This is a genomic window from Planctomycetia bacterium (genome assembly GCA_021413845.1).
In the GTDB taxonomy this organism is placed as follows: Bacteria; Planctomycetota; Planctomycetia; order Pirellulales; family PNKZ01; genus PNKZ01.
The window spans coordinates 1-17,125 of the sequence record JAIOPP010000041.1 but is presented as its reverse complement, the minus strand read 5'-3'; the positions used below and the strand labels follow the sequence as shown (position 1 = coordinate 17,125).

At 60.3% G+C, this 17,125-nt stretch carries 17 protein-coding genes; 7 read left to right on the top strand and 10 right to left on the bottom strand.

The genetic code is table 11. The features are described from left to right. The 4 genes from K8U03_08190 to K8U03_08175 all read right to left on the bottom strand — a co-directional run. A partial coding sequence (locus tag K8U03_08190) for a glutamate synthase subunit alpha (protein ID MCE9604866.1) occupies positions 1–1,620 on the bottom strand: 1,620 nt, incomplete at its 3' end. A 63-nt stretch (positions 1,621–1,683) separates the two neighbouring features. Continuing rightward, a complete protein-coding gene (locus K8U03_08185; protein ID MCE9604865.1) occupies positions 1,684–2,754 on the bottom strand; it encodes a LysR family transcriptional regulator in 1,071 nt (356 codons plus the stop codon). Positions 2,755–3,094: 340 nt separating this feature from the next. Next, entirely contained in the window at positions 3,095–3,553 is a 459-nt protein-coding gene (locus tag K8U03_08180; protein ID MCE9604864.1) for a VOC family protein, read from the bottom strand. Positions 3,554–3,949: 396 nt separating this feature from the next. Next, positions 3,950–4,528 carry a peptidylprolyl isomerase gene (locus K8U03_08175; protein MCE9604863.1) on the bottom strand — a complete coding sequence of 193 codons (579 nt, stop codon included), beginning with the start codon at positions 4,526–4,528 and terminating at the stop codon, positions 3,950–3,952. Between the two features lie 1,039 nt (positions 4,529–5,567). On the opposite strand from K8U03_08175, the gene K8U03_08170 reads away from it, so the two are divergent. Beyond that, positions 5,568–6,266, top strand: coding sequence for an RsmD family RNA methyltransferase (locus tag K8U03_08170; protein ID MCE9604862.1), 699 nt, complete (start codon positions 5,568–5,570; stop codon positions 6,264–6,266). Positions 6,267–6,329: 63 nt separating this feature from the next. Here K8U03_08170 and K8U03_08165 read toward each other — a convergent pair whose 3' ends face one another. Continuing rightward, positions 6,330–7,130, bottom strand: coding sequence for a methyltransferase domain-containing protein (locus K8U03_08165; GenBank protein ID MCE9604861.1), 801 nt, complete (start codon positions 7,128–7,130; stop codon positions 6,330–6,332). A 42-nt stretch (positions 7,131–7,172) separates the two neighbouring features. After that, entirely contained in the window at positions 7,173–7,856 is a 684-nt protein-coding gene (locus tag K8U03_08160) for a response regulator transcription factor (protein ID MCE9604860.1), read from the bottom strand. A gap of 267 nt (positions 7,857–8,123) precedes the next feature. Here K8U03_08160 and K8U03_08155 point away from each other — a divergent pair, with 267 nt between their 5' ends. Continuing rightward, positions 8,124–8,870: an RNA pseudouridine synthase gene (locus K8U03_08155; GenBank protein MCE9604859.1), complete on the top strand. Its 747-nt coding sequence runs from the start codon at positions 8,124–8,126 to the stop codon at positions 8,868–8,870. 168 nt (positions 8,871–9,038) lie between these two features. Then, on the top strand, positions 9,039–9,398 hold the full coding sequence (locus K8U03_08150; GenBank protein ID MCE9604858.1) for an STAS/SEC14 domain-containing protein: 360 nt from the start codon (positions 9,039–9,041) through the stop codon (positions 9,396–9,398). Positions 9,399–9,411: 13 nt separating this feature from the next. On the opposite strand, the gene K8U03_08145 is transcribed toward K8U03_08150, so the two are convergent. Continuing rightward, positions 9,412–9,843, bottom strand: a complete 432-nt coding sequence (locus K8U03_08145) for a cupin domain-containing protein (GenBank protein MCE9604857.1) — start codon at positions 9,841–9,843, stop codon at positions 9,412–9,414. Beyond that, positions 9,743–10,243 carry a VOC family protein gene (locus tag K8U03_08140; GenBank protein MCE9604856.1) on the bottom strand — a complete coding sequence of 167 codons (501 nt, stop codon included), beginning with the start codon at positions 10,241–10,243 and terminating at the stop codon, positions 9,743–9,745. Before K8U03_08140 ends, K8U03_08145 begins: the two co-directional genes overlap by 101 nt. A 598-nt stretch (positions 10,244–10,841) precedes the next feature. On the opposite strand from K8U03_08140, the gene K8U03_08135 reads away from it, so the two are divergent. The 4 genes from K8U03_08135 (at position 10,842) to K8U03_08120 (ending at position 15,614) form a co-directional block, all read left to right on the top strand. Then, positions 10,842–11,666: a prepilin-type N-terminal cleavage/methylation domain-containing protein gene (locus K8U03_08135; GenBank protein ID MCE9604855.1), complete on the top strand. Its 825-nt coding sequence runs from the start codon at positions 10,842–10,844 to the stop codon at positions 11,664–11,666. Positions 11,667–11,968: 302 nt separating this feature from the next. Further along, positions 11,969–13,453 carry an FAD-dependent monooxygenase gene (locus K8U03_08130; protein MCE9604854.1) on the top strand — a complete coding sequence of 495 codons (1,485 nt, stop codon included), beginning with the start codon at positions 11,969–11,971 and terminating at the stop codon, positions 13,451–13,453. A 95-nt stretch (positions 13,454–13,548) separates the two neighbouring features. Further along, a complete protein-coding gene (locus K8U03_08125) occupies positions 13,549–14,019 on the top strand; it encodes a DinB family protein (protein MCE9604853.1) in 471 nt (156 codons plus the stop codon). Positions 14,020–14,117: 98 nt separating this feature from the next. After that, positions 14,118–15,614, top strand: coding sequence for a hypothetical protein (locus K8U03_08120; protein ID MCE9604852.1), 1,497 nt, complete (start codon positions 14,118–14,120; stop codon positions 15,612–15,614). A gap of 677 nt (positions 15,615–16,291) precedes the next feature. Here K8U03_08120 and K8U03_08115 read toward each other — a convergent pair. Both K8U03_08115 and K8U03_08110 read right to left on the bottom strand, forming a co-directional pair. Beyond that, the gene (locus K8U03_08115) at positions 16,292–16,846 is read right to left on the bottom strand and encodes a hypothetical protein (protein MCE9604851.1); all 555 of its coding nucleotides are present in this window, start codon (positions 16,844–16,846) and stop codon (positions 16,292–16,294) included. Positions 16,847–16,906: 60 nt separating this feature from the next. Further along, a partial coding sequence (locus K8U03_08110; GenBank protein ID MCE9604850.1) for a transposase occupies positions 16,907–17,125 on the bottom strand: 219 nt, incomplete at its 5' end.

Here is a 17,125-nt window from a genome sequence, read left to right as displayed (position 1 = left end):
GTAGTTGTACAACAGTTGCGGGCGATTCGAGAGGACGGCGATCGGCGTGTCGCTTCCCATCGAACCGATCGCTTCGATTCCTTCGGCCGCCATCGGGGTCATCAAGATCTTGAGGTCTTCGAGCGTGTAGCCGAAGGCACGTTGCTCGGCGAGGAGCTGCTCGTGGGTCTTGCCGTCGATGAGGTCGCCGTGGCCGTTGGAGCCGGCGCCGTTCTTGCTCGCGCCGTTTTTCTCGGCGATCTTCGGCAGATCGTCGAGCTTCACCTGGTTGTCGTTCAGCCATTGGCGATACGGGTGCCGCGTGGCGAGCGCGTTCTTCACTTCGTCGTCGGCGAGGATGCGGCCTTGCGCCGTGTCGACGATGAACATGCGGCCCGGCCGGAGGCGACCTTTTTCGACGATCTCTTCCGGCGGGAACTCGAGGACGCCGGCTTCCGACGCCATGATCACCCAATCGTTTTTCGTGACCCAATAGCGGCAGGGTCGCAAGCCGTTGCGGTCGAGCGTGCCCCCCATGATCGTGCCGTCGGTAAAGGCCATCGACGCCGGACCGTCCCACGGCTCCATCAAGCAAGCCTTGAACTCGTAGTAGGCTTTCTTCTCGTCCGACATGCTTTCATGGCCGGCCCAAGGCTCGGGCACCATCATGCTCATCGCTTCGGGCAGCGAGCGGCCGGTCTTCACCAGCAACTCGAGCACGTTGTCGAAGTTGGCCGAGTCGCTGCCGCCGGTCGTGTAGATCGGGAAGATCTTTTGGATGTCGGCGCCGTATTTTTTGTGCGCGAGCAAGCTTTGCCGCGCGCGCATCCAGTTCACGTTGCCGCGCACCGTGTTGATCTCGCCGTTGTGCGCGAGATAGCGGAACGGATGGGCGAGATCCCAGGTCGGGAAGGTGTTCGTGCTGTAGCGCTGATGAACGAGCGCGAGTGCGGAAACAAAGCGTTCGTCGGCCAAGTCGAGATAAAATCGCTCGACCTGTTCGGCGAGCATCAGCCCTTTGTAGATGATCGTCTGGGTCGACAGGCTCGGCAGGTAGCAATACTTCTTCTGCGACAGGTCGCTGTCGTAAACGGCGACTTCGAGCCGCTTGCGAGCCACGTACAACTTCCACTCGAGCATGTCCGCGGCGAGCTTCGGCCCGCGGGCGATGAAGACTTGCTTCATCACCGGTTCGACGTCGCGCGCGCTCCAGCCGATGTGTTCGTTGTCGACCGGCACATCGCGCCAACCGATCAGTTGCAATCCTTCCTCGGCGATAAACTTCTCGAACAAATCGACGCACCACTTGCGCTGTCCTTCGTCGTTCGGCAGGAACACGAAGCCGATCCCGTAATCGCCCGGAGCCGGCAGCGTGTAGCCGAGCTCGGCCGTTTTGGCGACGAAAAAGTCGTGCGGGATCTGCGTGATGATTCCTGCGCCGTCGCCGGTGAGCGGATCGCAACCGGTAGCGCCGCGATGCGTGAGATTGACGAGAATCTCCAGCCCGCGCCGCACGATCTCGTGGCTCTTCCGACCCTTGATATCGACGACGAAGCCGACGCCGCAGGCATCGTGCTCGTTCTCGGGATCGTAAAGGCCTTCCTTCGGCGGCAAGCCTTGGTTCGGTCGGCGTTCAATCATGGCGACGCTCCTCAAGCGAAAAGTGGGGACCAGCGAGTGCGCTCGTCCCGAAGAATCCGGGCCTCATGTCGACGACGCTTTTCTGCCCGCCGCGATCGCATGTCGGCGACCGTTCGCGGGGCCGGCGTCGTCGAAGTCGGCGGTGTGGGGTTCGTGGTCGGTAACTTCGTCGTCGGTAATACGAGCGGCGAGTGCGGCGGCAGGTTCGCCGATTTGCGTCGCGCCGCTCGGCGCAAACGTCGCTCCGTCGGCTTGGCCTTCGCGTTGCAGATGTTCGATGAAGTGCTTCGCGGTGACGCTGAGCTCTTTGCCGCGCCGCATGATGATCCCGAGCGGCCGGACCAGTTCATCGGTATCGAGCGGCACGCAGACGAGCGTCCCCGCGTCTTGCTCGCGCTTCACGGTCGGCTCGGGCAGCAAGGCCACGCCGGTATTGATCTCGACGGCCCGCTTGATGGTTTCGACGTTGTCGAACTCCATCTGCACGATCACTTCGGCGTCGTGTTGATTCAACACCCGATCGATCTCGCGGCGGATCGTGAGGTCGCCGTCGAAGCCGACCATGTGGTGGCCGTGAAGCTCCTTGATCGCGATCTTCGGCCGGCGAGCCAAGGGGTGTTGCGGAGCGCAGGCCAAGACCATCCGCTCTTCGCGCCACGGCAAGGCTTCGATCGTGCGCGACGATTTCGGGTAGCTGACGAGGCCGATATCGGCGACGTCGTCTTCGACGCTTTCGTACACCCGATGCGGATGCAGATACTCTAAGCGGACGTTGGCTTTAGGGTACAAGCTCATGAACGACGTGATATAGCCGGCCATGAGATGCAGACCGACGGAATAGATCGACGCCACGCGCACTCGGCCGATGACCTCTTGGTGCATGGTGCGCACCTTGTCTTCGAGCGCGAAATACTTCGAGACGATATCCCGGCACTGCGTATAGAAGAGGTCTCCCTCCGGCGTCAGCACGAAGGGACGCTTCGAGCGGTCGATCAGCTTCACGCCGAGATGGTCTTCCAGCTGTTGCACCAGTTGACTGGCCCCGGATTGCGAAATGTCGTTCTCATCGGCAGCGCGCGAGAAGCTGCGCTGCTGAACGACGTCGCAAAACACTTTAAGGGCTTTGAGTTGCACGGCAGAGTAGGGCGGACGGGCGTGGGGGCGCTCGCCGTAGATGAATGGAGGTTCAAAGGATGAAATAATGCGCTCGATTAGTATTCGAGCTTGGAATAACAGGATATTAAGCAATCCTAATATCGTCAAGCACGTACCATCGCGTTTTTGAATCCCGCCAAGAGAGGGAATTCGCCGCAAATGCATTCATTTGAAGGGGATAGCGCGAAGACAGCCCCAATGCCGGCAATCAATCGCCGCCGCCGGCCGACGCGCGCGATCCGCTCCGTTCAATAGCCCGGGATGCATATCCCGGGGGCATCGCGACTTAAAGCAAGGAGGGGCGCCCCCTGCAACATCCCTACGGGATGTCGAGGCTCCCGTCGTCGCGGAAGGGGAAGGCTCCCCAAGCGACTTCCCACAGGTGCCCGTCGGGATCGGAGAAGTAGCCGGCGTAGCCACCCCAAAACGTGTCGTGGGCAGGCTTTTCGATCTTCGCCCCGGCCGCCGCAGCCTCGGCAAGCACGCGGTCGACCTCGGCCCGCTCGCGCACGTTATGAGCGAGCGTGATCCCGGAGAACTTGGCCCTGCTTCCGTCGGAGCTGGGGCCGGCAAACCCGAGCCCATCGGCACCCGGGCCGAGATCTTTCGCGAGGTCCGTCAGCGGATAGAGCGCGATTGCAGTGCCGCGGGTCGAAAAGAAGACGACCCCTTTGTCGCCGGTCCAAGTCGTCGGCAGCCCGAGCCCATCGCGATAGAACCGGAGCGACCGCTGAAGATCGGCGACCCCGAGCGTAATGAGGCTGACTCGGGGTTCCATAAGAGTTCGTGGTTCGTGGTGCGTTGGGAATCAGTCAAAACTACGAACCACGACTGATCAACGATCAAACGCGGCGATAGGCCCGCACAAGGCGCATCAGCCAATACATGCCTGTGCCCCAAACAGCACTGTTGAAGAATATCAGAAACCACGTAAACGCGTGGTCATGAATGTGCAGCCAAAAATACAACTGGATGCTAGGCGAAATAAGAACCATTACGATTGCAGTGCCGATAGACTCCGCCGACGTAAGCGGCCTTTCCACGAACAGGCCCGCGCCGAAAAACACGACAGCCAATAGCGCGATTACGGTAACGAAAAAATGCGCGGTTGCTAAGCATATGATGGTATTAAGCGATCGACTGCTCGGCATGCTCGATTCGTCCGCCTAACCTATTACGGCACCGCTCCCGGAACCTTCGGCGTCGCCACTTTCGTCGGCTCGTACGGGTGGTTCCGCTTGTTGAGCACCTTTGCTTCGACGATCTTATCCGGCACCGGCAGGGGAGCTTTCGGGCCGAAGCTGTGCATGCTGTTCGGTGGTTCGCGCTTTTGCAGCTTCGCCAGCACGTCGAAACCGGAAACGACCCGGCCGAACACCGTATGCGGCGTGCCGGTGTTCTTCGGATTCACCGCCGGGCCATCGAGCTGAGCCGTCGGGACGAAGGTGATGAAGAACTGCGAGCCGCCGGTGTCTTTGCCGGAGTGGGCCATGCTCAGCGCCCCGCGAAAGTGGAGGCGGTGGTTGTCTTTGTAGCATTCGCAGAGAATGTCGTAGCCGGGGCCGCCGGTGCCGTCTCCCTTCGGGTCGCCCCCTTGGGCCATGAAGCCGTGCAGCACGCGATGAAACGGTAGGTTGGTGTAGAAGCCTTTTTCGACGAGGTTGATGAAGTTGCCGACCGTTTGCGGAGCTTCGTTCTCGAACAATTCCAAGACGATATCCCCTTCGTTCGTCTTCAGCAGCACGCGGGGCAGGGCTTGGTCGCCGGTGAGCTTCGCCTCGGCCGCGCGGACGTCTTGCTCCTTCTTCCAAAGCTCTTTGTACTTCGCGACGTTTTGCAAATAGCCGTCGCCCCGACCATCGAGGGCCGACGCTTCTTGCGCGATCTTCAGATACTTCTCGGCCTTCTCGAAGTCGTTGGTGTTGTAGGCCGACATGCCGGCGAGGTTGTAGATCCGCTTGTTCGGGAAGTCGGCGGCGATGAGCAACTCGGCGAGGCGAAGCGAACCGTCGTAGTCGTCGGTGTTGTAGAGCCCGTTGGCATAGGAAGCGAGGAAGGTCGAAAAGGCGGTTCCCTTCGGATTGGCCTTCAGGCCTGCTTCGGCCGCTTTCATCAATTCCGGGCGGAGCGCGTCGCCGTCGGCCTTGAGCTTGTTGAACTTCTCGACCAGCGCCGGCCGGTCGGCGACCTTGGCCGCCTTGTAGTCGACCTGGGCTTGCACCAGCTGGTCGCGCAGGTCGTCCCAACGCTTGATCAAAGCATCGAACTCGGGCGAGCCGCTCGTGAGGGGAGCCGGCGGAGTGGCCGTGGGTGGGAGGGTCGTTGCTGCGACGGGCGTTGCTGTAGAGGGAGTCGAACCGTCGGCCGGGTTGAGGCTCGCGGGCGCTTGGCCGAGGCTCGCGCTCGTCGCTAAAAGCCCGATAAAACCGCCTAAAACTACGACGCCGGCGTAACGAAACATCATGCTAGGTTCCTTCCCCGAAGATTCCGCTCGTTGTACGATAAACGCCTTCGCGCGATAGCCGCGCTAAGCGGATCGTGGCTGTGGCAAACTTCAAACAGCCAGCAGGATAGGGAAAAATCTCCATTATGGCAAACGAGAACGATTGCTCGTGAAAAAGAAACCGCGCGACGCCGACTTCGACATGGACGACGACGGCGTAGACGTCGATCTCGACGGCAACCCCTTGGAGGGCGAACCTGCGTCGAAGAAGGGGGGCCCGCAAGGCAAGAGCCCGCAGAAGCATGGGGCCGATCGCCGAGATAAGGACGAAGAGCCCGGGATCGCCGGGATGCGCGTCATCGGCGGCACGCTCAAACACCGCCGGATCACCTATAGCGGCGACGTTCGTACGCGGCCGATGAAAGATCGGGTTCGCGAGGCGCTCTTTAACTTGGTGGGGCCGCCGGTCGTCGGCTCGTTGGTGATCGACCTATTTGCCGGAACCGGCGCGCTAGGGATCGAAGCGTTGAGCCGAGGCGCGGTTGGGGCCGTCTTCTTCGAGAAGCACTTCCCGACGGCCGACGTCATCAAGGGAAATCTAAAAGCGCTCGGCCTCGAAGACCGGTCCGAAGTGGTCGGCTGCGATTCGTTTCTGCAATGGAAGCGCATGCGCCGCGAAAAGACTCCGTTCGGCGCGAAGATCCCCGCGGTGAAAGCCGCCGCAGCCGCGAGCGGCGCAAATGCCGAGCCGTTGCCGTGGCTGGTGTTCGTTTCGCCGCCGTACGACTTCTTCGTCGAGCGCCAAGCCGAGATGCTGCAATTGCTCGATGAATTCCTCGCCGCGATGCCCCCCCGAAGCGTGCTCGTCGTCGAGGCTGACGAACGGTTCGATCTGAACCTGCTGCCGCAAGCCGAAGAGTGGACCTCGCGCACGTATGCGCCGGCGGTCGTGGCGCTGCGGCATTTTGATTTATATGCGCCGAGCGACGAAGAAGATGATTTGGAAGACGACGCTGACGACGACGATACCGACCCGGAAAACGAGTGAGCGAAGCGTTCGCGCCGACAGCTTTAGAAAAGCCTATCGCGTTATTCGCTCCATTCACAATGCTTACGCCAACGGGCCGAAAAAGATTTCCGTGTCGTAGTCGAAGCGGACGGTTCGCCGGCCCGCGGCGTCGGGCACGGCGTGCTCTTCGAAGAGGTTGCGCAGCGCGGCGAGCATCGGCTCGTGGCGCGGATGACCCAAGGGGGGAGCATACGACGACGACAACAGCCTCCCTTGCAGGCCGGCGTAGTCGAAGACTTGGTGATTGGGAACCGTTCGTTTCTCGCAACGGCTCGGGGCATAGAACGCGGCGATGATCTTGTCGTCGACGTTGCGATGGTCGATCGTTTGGTAGTCGGTCGCGAACTCAATCGACAGCGCTTCGTAGCCTCGCAAGAGAGGCGTCGTATCGACGAGGCGGGTGTTCCACAGAATGACCAGTAGACCTCGCGGGCGCAGGATGCGCACGAATTCCGGGCGGGTTCGCGCGCGGTCGAACCAGTGAAACGCCTGCGCCGCCGTGAGCATGTCGATCGAACCGTCGGCGAGCGTCGTCGCTTCGGCCGGCGCAGCGACGGAACGAAACTTCGGGTAGCCGCTCAAGAGCCTCTCGGCCGCCGAGCGCATCGCCTCGTTCGGTTCCACGCCGAACACGGTGTTGCCGTTGCGCAGGAACATCTCGGTCGAGATGCCTGTGCCCGAGCCGATGTCGGCAATGGTGAAGTCGGAAGTGAGGCCCGCCTCGCGACGGAGAATCTCAAGCACCTCGGGAGGATAGCCGGGTCGATAGCGAATGTAGTCGTCGACACGATTCGAGAAGCGGGCCTTCGAGTCGGTGGCAGGTTGATTGGATTCAGTGGGCATGGGAGCGCCTCGTAGGTCGTCTATCGTCGACCGGCTTGCCCCTCAGCGCGGCATCAGCCCTTCGCGCAGCGCGAGCCGCGCGAGGTCGACCGTTTTGTGCATCTTCAATTTCTTCATGATGCGCGACTTGTGATTGTCGACCGTGCTCGGGCTGATATGCAAGAGGGCGGAGCAAACCTTGACGGTGAATCCTTGCGCGAGGCAAGTGAGCACTTCCGTCTCGCGCATCGTGAGAGAATGTAGGCCCGGCGTGTTGGAAGGTTGCAGATCCCAACCTTGCTCGGTGCTGATGAGGCGGCTTCCGGCCGAAGGAGAAAACGAACGGACATCGCGGGCCGCCGCTTCGATGACCTGCGTCAGATCGTAGAACGAATCTTGCTTCAGCGCGTAGCCATGCACCTGGAGCCGAACCGCTTGCCGCAGGTGTGCGTCGCGGACGGCATCGTCGAGCAGCACGATCCGAATTTCCGGAAAGCGTTCTTGCCAGAGCCGGACTCCGGCAAGCGTGCCGGTGCCGGTGGTTCGGACGTCGAGGAGGGCGACGTCGGGTCGATCGGCCGCCGGAAGGGCTTCGAGCAGCAACTCGCTTTCCGAGGCCGAAGCGACGAGCCGAAAATCGGGCGAGGTGTGGAACAAGGCGACGAGCCCCTCGCGAACCAAGGTCTCGTCGTCGACGACGGCGAGTCGGACAGGGAAGGGAGAGGGTGAATGCAGGATGGTATTCATAGGTTCCTCGGCGCTTGAGGGGAATCAACTAGCGGAACCATAGCCGGCGCGACTGACAGACGTATGTCAGGGCTAGTGAAAGTGAGGGAGGGATTTTTCCACTATTTCCCGCACGCACCCTTCCTATTTCGGCCGGAAATTGCACGGTCGTTCTATGCCGCGACTCCGGAACGGTGCTGCAAGGTCGAAGAGTTGCGGCGTTCTCCGGAGCCGATTGAAGGGTTTCCGCCCCTCCCTTCAACAGCCCTACGGTGGTAGAAACGCTTCATGACCCAAAACACCGCACCACGCCTACTGCTCGACGATGGCCCGTTGTTCGCCGTATGGAAACCGGCCGGACTTGCGACCCAAGCGCCGGAGCCGTTTCCGAGCCTCGAAGCGCAGATGAAGAATTGGCTCCGGAAGCGCGAGTCGAAAGAGGGAAACGTCTACCTCGGCGTTCCCCATCGGCTCGACCGGCCGGTTTCCGGCGTGATCTTGTTCACGCGGCATGTGCGCGCGGCGAGTCGGGTCTCGCTGCAATTCGAGAAGCGCCAGGTGCGCAAGACTTATTGGACCTGCGTCGAAGGCTCGGTCGAGCCGGCTTCGGGCACCTGGACCGATCGATTGAAGAAAACCTATGGGAAGCCGCACGCGGAAGTCGTCGGCGAAGACGACCCCTACGGCCGACCGGCGGTGCTCCACTATCGGACGCTCGGCACGCTCCAGCTTCCGACCGGGCCGGCCACGTGGCTCGAGATCGAACTGGAAACCGGTCGGACCCATCAGATCCGCATTCAAGCCGCCTCGCGTGGACACGCCGTCGTCGGCGATGCGTTCTACGGCGCGACGTCGAAGTTCGGTGTGGAAACCGAGGAAGAGCGTGATCGGCCGATCGCGCTGCATGCCCGAAGTTTGGAACTCCGCCATCCGATGACCGATGCGCCGGTCGCCATCACGGCGCCGCTGTCGAGCGATTGGCGCGCGCTTGGGCTCGACGTAAGCGAAAGCGATTATCTGACCGACGTGAAATAGTCGCGCGGTCGAGTTGGAGCGCTGCCGAGCTGGAAATGGCTCGCGAATCCGAATGCGCGGCGGTAGCTCGCGCGACGCTTCGTGGAGTATGATGCGCAGAGCCGTGCAGCACGAGCCGGCATGCGCTTCCACGCTGATTCGACACCACTCAAGAACGGAGATTCCACGATGATCGAAATTCTCTCGGGGCTGCCGGCCCATACCGTCGGTGTGAAGTTGAGCGGCAAGCTGCACGACGAAGACTATAAGACGTTCGTGCCTGCCGTCGACTCGGCGATCGCCGCAGGGGGCAAGATCAACATCCTCGCGCAGTTCCACGATTTCCACGGCTGGAACGCGCACGCGCTGTGGGACGATATCAAGTTCTCGACGACCCATTGCACGGGCATTAAGAAGATCGCGCTCGTCGGGGAGAAAGCTTGGGAGAAATACATGGCGCTGGTCTGCAAGCCGTTCACGATGGCGAAAATTCGCTACTTCGACGTCGCCGAACTCGAAGCCGCGAAGACCTGGCTCGCCGAAGCGTAATCGGGCGCGGCGCTCAATGCGGCGGGAGCCTCAGCTCGATGCCGTATTGCGGCGCGATCGTGAGGAGCTTTTCGATTTCTTGTTTCTTCGGCGGAGATGCCGTCGTGGTGCCTGAGGGTAGGGGCACGCCGATCTCGAAGAACATGCGTTCCAAGCCGGCCGGCGCGACCGAGATGAGCATCTTCGCCGGCTGGTCGCTTTCGTTCTTGAATGAATGCGGCACGCCGATCGGCATGTTGGCGAACATGCCTGCTCGGGCGACGAGCGTTGCGTCGGTTCCCTGCTCGTTCACGTAGCGGAACGTGATCTCTCCTGCGAGCACGTAGAAGCTTTCTTCTTCGCGGCTATGCACATGCGGCGGCGGCCCGCCGCCGGGCGGCACGAGCGCTTCCCAAGTGGCGTACTTGCCGGCGGTGTCGTCGCCCGTAGCGAGAAAGCGGTACACATCGCCGACGACGGCGACAGTGCGTCCTTGGTCGACGGCGCGAACGAGAGCGGAACGAGGGCTTCGCCAGAGGGACGTTTACCTTCCCGCCGTCGAGGAGGGCCGCGAACGCGCGCTCGACTTCGGCGACGTCGTCGAGCGTGAGTGAAAGGGAGAAGCCGTGGAAGTTCGTCGCTTCTTGGCAGTGGCCGTCGGAAGCGAAGATCTCGCTCTCGCCTACCCGAAAGCTGGAGTGCATCACTTTATCTTCCATGCCCGGCGCGAGCGTGCCTGGAGGCTGAGGGACGGGACTATCTTTGAAGCGGAGTCGGGTCAGGACTTTAGCGCCGATCGCCTGGGTGTAGAAGGCGAGGGCCTCGTCGCAACGGCCGCTGAAAATGAGATAGGGCTGGATATGCATTGGGCTTCCTAGGCACAAGGGAGACGTGAACGGGGCCGCGTCGATCGGCGGCTGTTTCGGTACGAACGGACGTCTTCGTAGCGTGCCGCGGCGCGCTTCGTCAAGGGTCAGGATCGTGGGGATCATGAAGCCTCGCTTGTACAGGGCTGGGGGACTCCGTCCCCTTCCATATCTTCTTTTTTTATATGAGACATAGTATCGATAGATGGATGCGTGGAAATCGGCTTTCGTGCTTCGGCTGAAGTGGAATGCCGAGAAAACTGCATAAATCAAAGGAAAATCGAGCTCATTGAAATAATGAAATCGCCGCTTGACGGGGCAAGTGGGGTTATTACAATCCGTTAAGTTAATGAAATGCGATCTCAATAAGCAGGTCCCAACGCGGCCCGGCCTTCCGTCTTCGGCGAAGGCAACGCTCGCTAGGTCAATGCTCGTTTCGGCTTCGGTAGTCTCTCCAGCAGACTTCCGGAGGTCGGAAAGAGGATTCCTCAGCTAGCTGAGAAGGTCCGAGCTCGCATGACGGATCGACGGCGTTGTTCGTCGTCGTCCGTCGGATTGGTTCCTGCTTCTCGTTTTCTCATTTTGTTAGGAGTTCTCTATGGTTCGTAGTTCTGTGACGACCGTTCGCCGCGGTCTGACGTTGATTGAGTTGGTCGTGGTCGTCGCCATCTTGGCGGTCTTGGCCGGATTGGTGATTCCGAAGCTCGGCTTCATGCGCGAGCGGGCTGCGGCAGCCGGTGCGGCAGCTACGCAGCAGCAACTCGTAAGCACCATCGAAACCTACCGGACTTCGACCGGCACCTACCCGATGGGCCTCGATACGTTGACCACGGCCGCCGGGGCTGCGATCTACGGCAAGCTCTGGAGCCATGATTACGGAGCCCAGGGAGGCGTCATCGGCATTAAGACCTATTTCGCGCCCGAAACCGTCTCCGTTTCCGGTCTTCAGTATTCCCAGTCGTTCGGCCACTCCTTCGTGCCCGGCACGAATGGTTATTTTTTCTACGACCACTCCGAGGCTACGACGGTCACGGATCCCAGCAATAGTGCGATCACGATTCGTAACCCGACGAGCATCGGCTCGCAGAAGTTGGCTTTCGTCCAAAGCACGGCGACCGATCTCATTACGTCGCTCGGCTATCAGGGTGGTGTTCTGCCGACCGGCACGCGGTTGGTTGCGTTTGGCCTCGGCCCGAAATCGAACCTCGCCGAAATCATGGCTTCGTCTTCGCGGGACCCAGCCCAATCGAGCAGCTACTACGCTCGCTATATCGCCATCTTTGCGATCTACGGAAACGGCAAGGCAGCTCAACTCAAGGGGGTCGTCGATTCGCTCGGCACCACGATCGACAGCAATGTCAATTCCTATAACAACCTTGCTCCGACCGTGAACGATGCTCCTGCGGCGGTGGTTGTTCCGTAACCGAAGTGAGTGGAGGTTGAGTTCGCGATACGCGAAGGATGCGGATCGTTAGAAAGAGAAATCGTCGAAGCCGACTCAAAGGCTTCGACAGCGAAAGTGATCGCCGCGGCGAGGAGAGCAATCTCTTCGCCGCGGTTTTTTTGTTTCTTGCGCCACCGAAGTTTAGCAAGCGCCGTCGCAGGCGAACGATTGCGAAAACGGGCACGTTCGGAGAAAGTAAGCGAGCGATAGATCACTGTACGATAGATCAACGCGCGATAGATCGTCGTGAAAGCTTGCGAATCTAACTCCGGAGTGCAGCGATGAAGACGCAGGTGTTGGTCGTCGGAGCGGGTCCTGTCGGATTGACGATGGCCTCGGAACTGGCTCGTTACGGCGTGGCGGTGCGGATCGTCGATAAATCGGCCGCGCGCACCGACAAGTCGAAAGCACTCGTCGTCTGGAGCCGCACGCTCGAGCTGCTCGACCGCGCCGGCTGCAGCGAGACGTTCGTCGCCGCCGGGCGCAAGGTGACCGGCGCCAATATCGTGGCCGGCGACAAGCAGATCGGTCATATCGGCATCTCGACGGTCGACAGCCCCTACCCGTTCGCGCTGATGTTGCCGCAGTCGGAGACCGAGCGGCTGTTGGAAGATCACTTGCGCAGCCTCGGGGTCGCGGTCGAGCGGCAAGTCGAGTTGGCGTCGTTCACGCAACACGACAACGGCGCGACTTCGCTTTTGCGCCATGCCGACGGCCGCGAAGAGACCTTGGAAACCGCATGGCTCATCGGCTGCGACGGTGCGCATAGCGCCGTGCGGCATGGGCTCGGCCTCCCGTTTCTCGGCAACACGCTCCAGAGCAATTGGATCTTGGGCGATATCCACCTCCGAGGTTATCCGTTTCCTGAAGCGGAGATCGCGACGTATTGGCATGCCGACGGTGTGTTCGTCGTGTTTCCGATCTCGCCGGGCCGGTTTCGCGTAATCGCCGATGTCGACTTGCCGGCTGGAGTTGCGCCGGTCGATCCGACACTCGAGGAAATCCAAGCCATCATCGACCGGCGCGGGCCGGGCGGAATGGTTGCGGCCGATCCGATTTGGTTGGCGGCCTTTCGAATCAACGAGCGTAAGGTCGCCGATTATCGGTCGGGCCGGGTGTTCGTCGCCGGCGATGCCGCGCATGTGCATAGCCCGGCCGGCGGACAAGGGATGAACACCGGCATGCAAGACGCAATCAATCTCGCCTGGAAATTGTCGTTGGTATGCCGCGGCGTTTGCGCGGAAGGGGCGTTGCTCGAAAGCTATAGCATCGAGCGGAGCGCCGTCGGCGAGGAAGTGCTGAAAGCCGCCGGCCGATTGACCGCCGTCGCCGTCATGAAAAACCACGCCGCACAGGCCGTGCGCAACCTGATCGGCCGCTTCATGCTGGGGCTGGCGCCGGTGCGTAGCGCGATCGTCAACACGATGACCGAAGTCTCGATCGGCTACGACGCCGGCCCGCTCAACGGAGCCGCGGCGCACGGCCTCGGCGGACCCACTCCCGGCGAACGCATGGTGCCGATCGCCGGACAAACGCCGATCGGCGCGGGAAGCCAGGCCCGATTCGCACTCTGCGCGGAGCCGACCGACGATGTCTACCGGCTCGTAAAGCAGTTCCCGGAACTGCTCGACCCGGTCGTTCGCCCGCCGCTCGGTGCCGCCGGCATCTGGCTCATCCGACCGGACGGCTACACGGCCTGCACGGCGAAAAGCGGGCACGAGCACGTCATCGCCGAGTATCTGCAAGGCTTGGTCGGCGGCCGGTGAGACGAGCGTTGAACGACGTCGTCGTGTATTCTCTGTGCAGATGGAAAGGACGAACGGAAAGGGCGTATAGAAAGGACGACTTAAAAGGAGCTGCCGTGACGAATATCAGCGAACTGCTCGACCGCTATGCGCAAGGGGCCGAACACCTGCGGGCTGCGATCGCGGGGATGACGACCGAGCAGCTGCTTGCTCGTCCCTTGCCGGCGAAATGGACGACGCACGAAATCGTCTGCCATCTGGCCGACGCCGAGCTGCTCTACGCCGACCGGATGAAGCGCGTGCTCGCCGAAGAGCGGCCGACATTGTTAGGGCTCGATCCGGACTTGCACGTTCCCAAGCTGGCGATTCCCGAGCGAGACGTGCAGGAAGAGTTGTCGTTGATCGAGTTGGTCCGCAAACAAATGACGCGCATATTGCGGACGTTGCCGGCGGAAAGCTTTCAGCGCCAAGGAATCCATTCCGAAGCCGGACCGATGACGCTGGAAACACTCCTGACGAGAGTCACGAACCACATCCCGCACCACGCCGAATTTATTGCGGAAAAAAGAGCGGCGTTTCGGAGCTGAGCGACGCTGAGGATTATGGTGACGGAGCGCAGTCAGTAAGGCCGGAGCTATGAAGCGGTGCCGTGCGACTCTTCAACATCTGCCCGGAGCATTCCACAATGTCTGAATTTCGCAGATTACAATCGACGAAGAGGGGCGCCGAGGATCCGCCGGTCCGCATCGCCATCCCGTTGATCGAGTTGGGCCAAAGGCTCGACAATCGCCGGCAGGAAACTCGCTCGGTCATGCGCAAAGCGCCCGGGGACCATTCAAGGACACCTCCGTCCGACTATGAGAAGATCCACGTCTGGGTCTACGACGTCGTGGGGCGCGACTACACGATCGCGGTTCCGGAAGACTATGCCGTATCCCTCGACGAAGTGTGGGCGTTGCGGCTGCAGACGGAAACGGCCCCCACGCCTGCCGATCGCCGTGTTGCCGAAGAACGGTTGGCGCGGCATCCCCACGGCGATCGCGCGCTGCCGGAGGACATTCTGGCCCACATCGAGGAAACCCCGCGCCCGGACCTCTTCCGGCCCGAAGCGATTCTGCTCGACTTTGCGGAGTCGTACGTGGCGATGTTGGGGGCCGCGAACGACGCGTTTCGCTTCAGCCGCTGTCCTGTGGGCTCGCTTCGCGAAGCGGTCCTCTGGGCTTGGGCAGCCGTATCGCCATTCCGTGAGGACGAGGTCGACTCGTTCCTCAGAGCAGCCAGTCTTGAAAGCGGCGACTGGGAGGACTTCGCCGGCGTATGTGCTGACAGAGCGTTGCCCGATTGGTTCGTAGACAAGCTGTGTGCCCCGAGCCTCGACGCGGCGCGGGAACATGCCCGGCAGCATCCGCTGCGAACGATGGTGCTGGCCGAGGCTCTCGGCCGGCTCCTAACCGAGAAGCCGCCGCAGGATCCTAATCCCGTCCACTCAGCGTGGATCGAGCGGGTCGCCGAAGTGAAACAGGCCGCCCGACCGGCAGCCGAGGCATTGCTGAAAACGGTCCTCGACCGACCATCCTTACTCTTTGGCAATGGCCAGAGTTTTGCGGTGTGTCTGATGATGCGACTCGGTCTGACGGCAGAGCCGCGCGAACCGGTCACCAAATTGTGCCTATCCAATAGCGGCTTGACCGACCACCAACTCGAGGTCCTCTCTCGGTTCCCGGCGTTGCGTACGCTTGATTTGAACGGCAACCCGATTACCGACGTAGGTCTTGAAGCGATCGCTCGGCTGTCCGAATTGCGCGAGCTCAACCTCAGCCGTACGAAAGTAACGGGTCGAGGCCTCCAACTCCTTCCGCGACTCCAGCACTTGGAAGAGCTTCGAATCAGCGACGTCCGAGTGGGGGATGGGGCAGCGGCAATCGGCAGTCTCAAGGGCTTGCGGAAATTGAACCTTAATAATTGCGATCTGACGGACGAGCAGCTCGCGCACCTTGCGAACCTGAGCGAGCTAACGTGGTTCGTGTTGAACGGCAATCCTCGCTTGACGGATGCGTCCGTATCCGTGCTCTGTGACCTTCAATCGCTGAAGGAACTCTCGGTACACGACACGTTTAGTTTTGTAAAAGAGATGGCGCTGCGCCTATTTTTGCCCAACTGCATGGTGAACGGCGAACTCTAACGATGACTGCCTGGAGCGGTTGCCGCCGTAAGCACTGTAAGTAAATCGGGAAAAAACGGCTCTGGTTTCCTCCCTCCGGTCGTCGCGCAACGGAAGCTGGAAAATTTCGTCCCGCCGAAAGCCGCTCCTAAAGATGCCGATGAGCTCGTCGCCGAATTGGTGAAGAACAACCACCTGACGACATTCCAGGCTGCGCAAGTGAAGGCGGGCAAGACCAAGTCGCTGACACTTCAAACACTGCGAATGCCGCTGCACTTAGATCAAACCGCTTAGCTAATACCTCGATCTTGTGTATTACTTCGCGCTGCCGGATGCGGTGAACTGCCTCGCGTTTATGAACACGCTCACAGCGGGTTCAAGCACCGCGGATCATCCGACTTCGGGCTGTTCACCAATCGGCTTACGGGAGTCGCGATCAGATCGTTGTCTCTACGAATGCAAACCTCAACTCTTCCAAGTCTTGTACGAATCGCCTGTACCCTTATCTCACTCAAACGCTCGTAAAACGGTCTTTACACGACGCATTATCGGACCTTCGCACGTTTTACATGTGCGAGATCGACATCTCGACGTGCAGGAAAGTGAAAGGGCCGAGCAAGCCTCCCCGGCATGAGATCTCAACGGATTCCATTAATCCGCCCGAGTCATTTATTGCATGCCGCTTACTTTAATTCCTGTTATTTCCCCGGAACCGTTTCTAAATTCGCGCATGTAATCCGTGAAGTTGATCCGTCTTTGCGGGTAATCGTCGCGCTCATGAATTTGGGCAAATCGGGATATGCCATAACTCCGTCTAAATAAACCGCTGCCGTGGCACGGCTATCTTTCAAAAACGTCGAAGATTCGATATTGGACCTCCACTCATATATTCCACGGTGCAAGAGCAGGTTTGCGTAACCTCTAACTTGCGTGTTCGATAGGAATATAGCGTTTTTCACATCAACTTCAGTGGCGATCTTTCTTGCTAGGTCCTGATTAGCCGCATCGATGGTTACCCAATCGCGCCGACTTGCGATCTCTTCCTTATAGGTTTTGACCCCGTGATAGCAAGATAAGGCAACTGCGGCAGCTAGTAGCATCCGACGCGATTTGCTCTCCTGACTCATTGCTATGGACAAGAGTATCGCCGCAGGAAATATAAATTTAAGGCGATCGAATGAAAACTCCGTAGCATGCTGAAGCAGTATCAAGTTCTCGATCAGCGGTATCGCTGCCGCGGAAATCATAAACACCAATATTTCATGTTTTCCGTTATCGGCTTGTCTTTTTCCTGCTTTGAAGTAGAGGCAGTTTCAAAACCGCCTCAGGACGATCATGAGGCAAGCGAGCTTGGCGAAGCTATGGAAGAGGAAGGCGTAGAACTCGTAGCGGGTAACGAGCCGTCGGAAGGCCTTCATCCAACCGATCGTGCGCTCGACGATCCAACGCTTACGATAACGTCTCAGCGGTCGGCCGTCTTGAGTGGCCGGTCGTTTGCGACCGCGACGGTGCGGACAGATGAGTTCGACGCC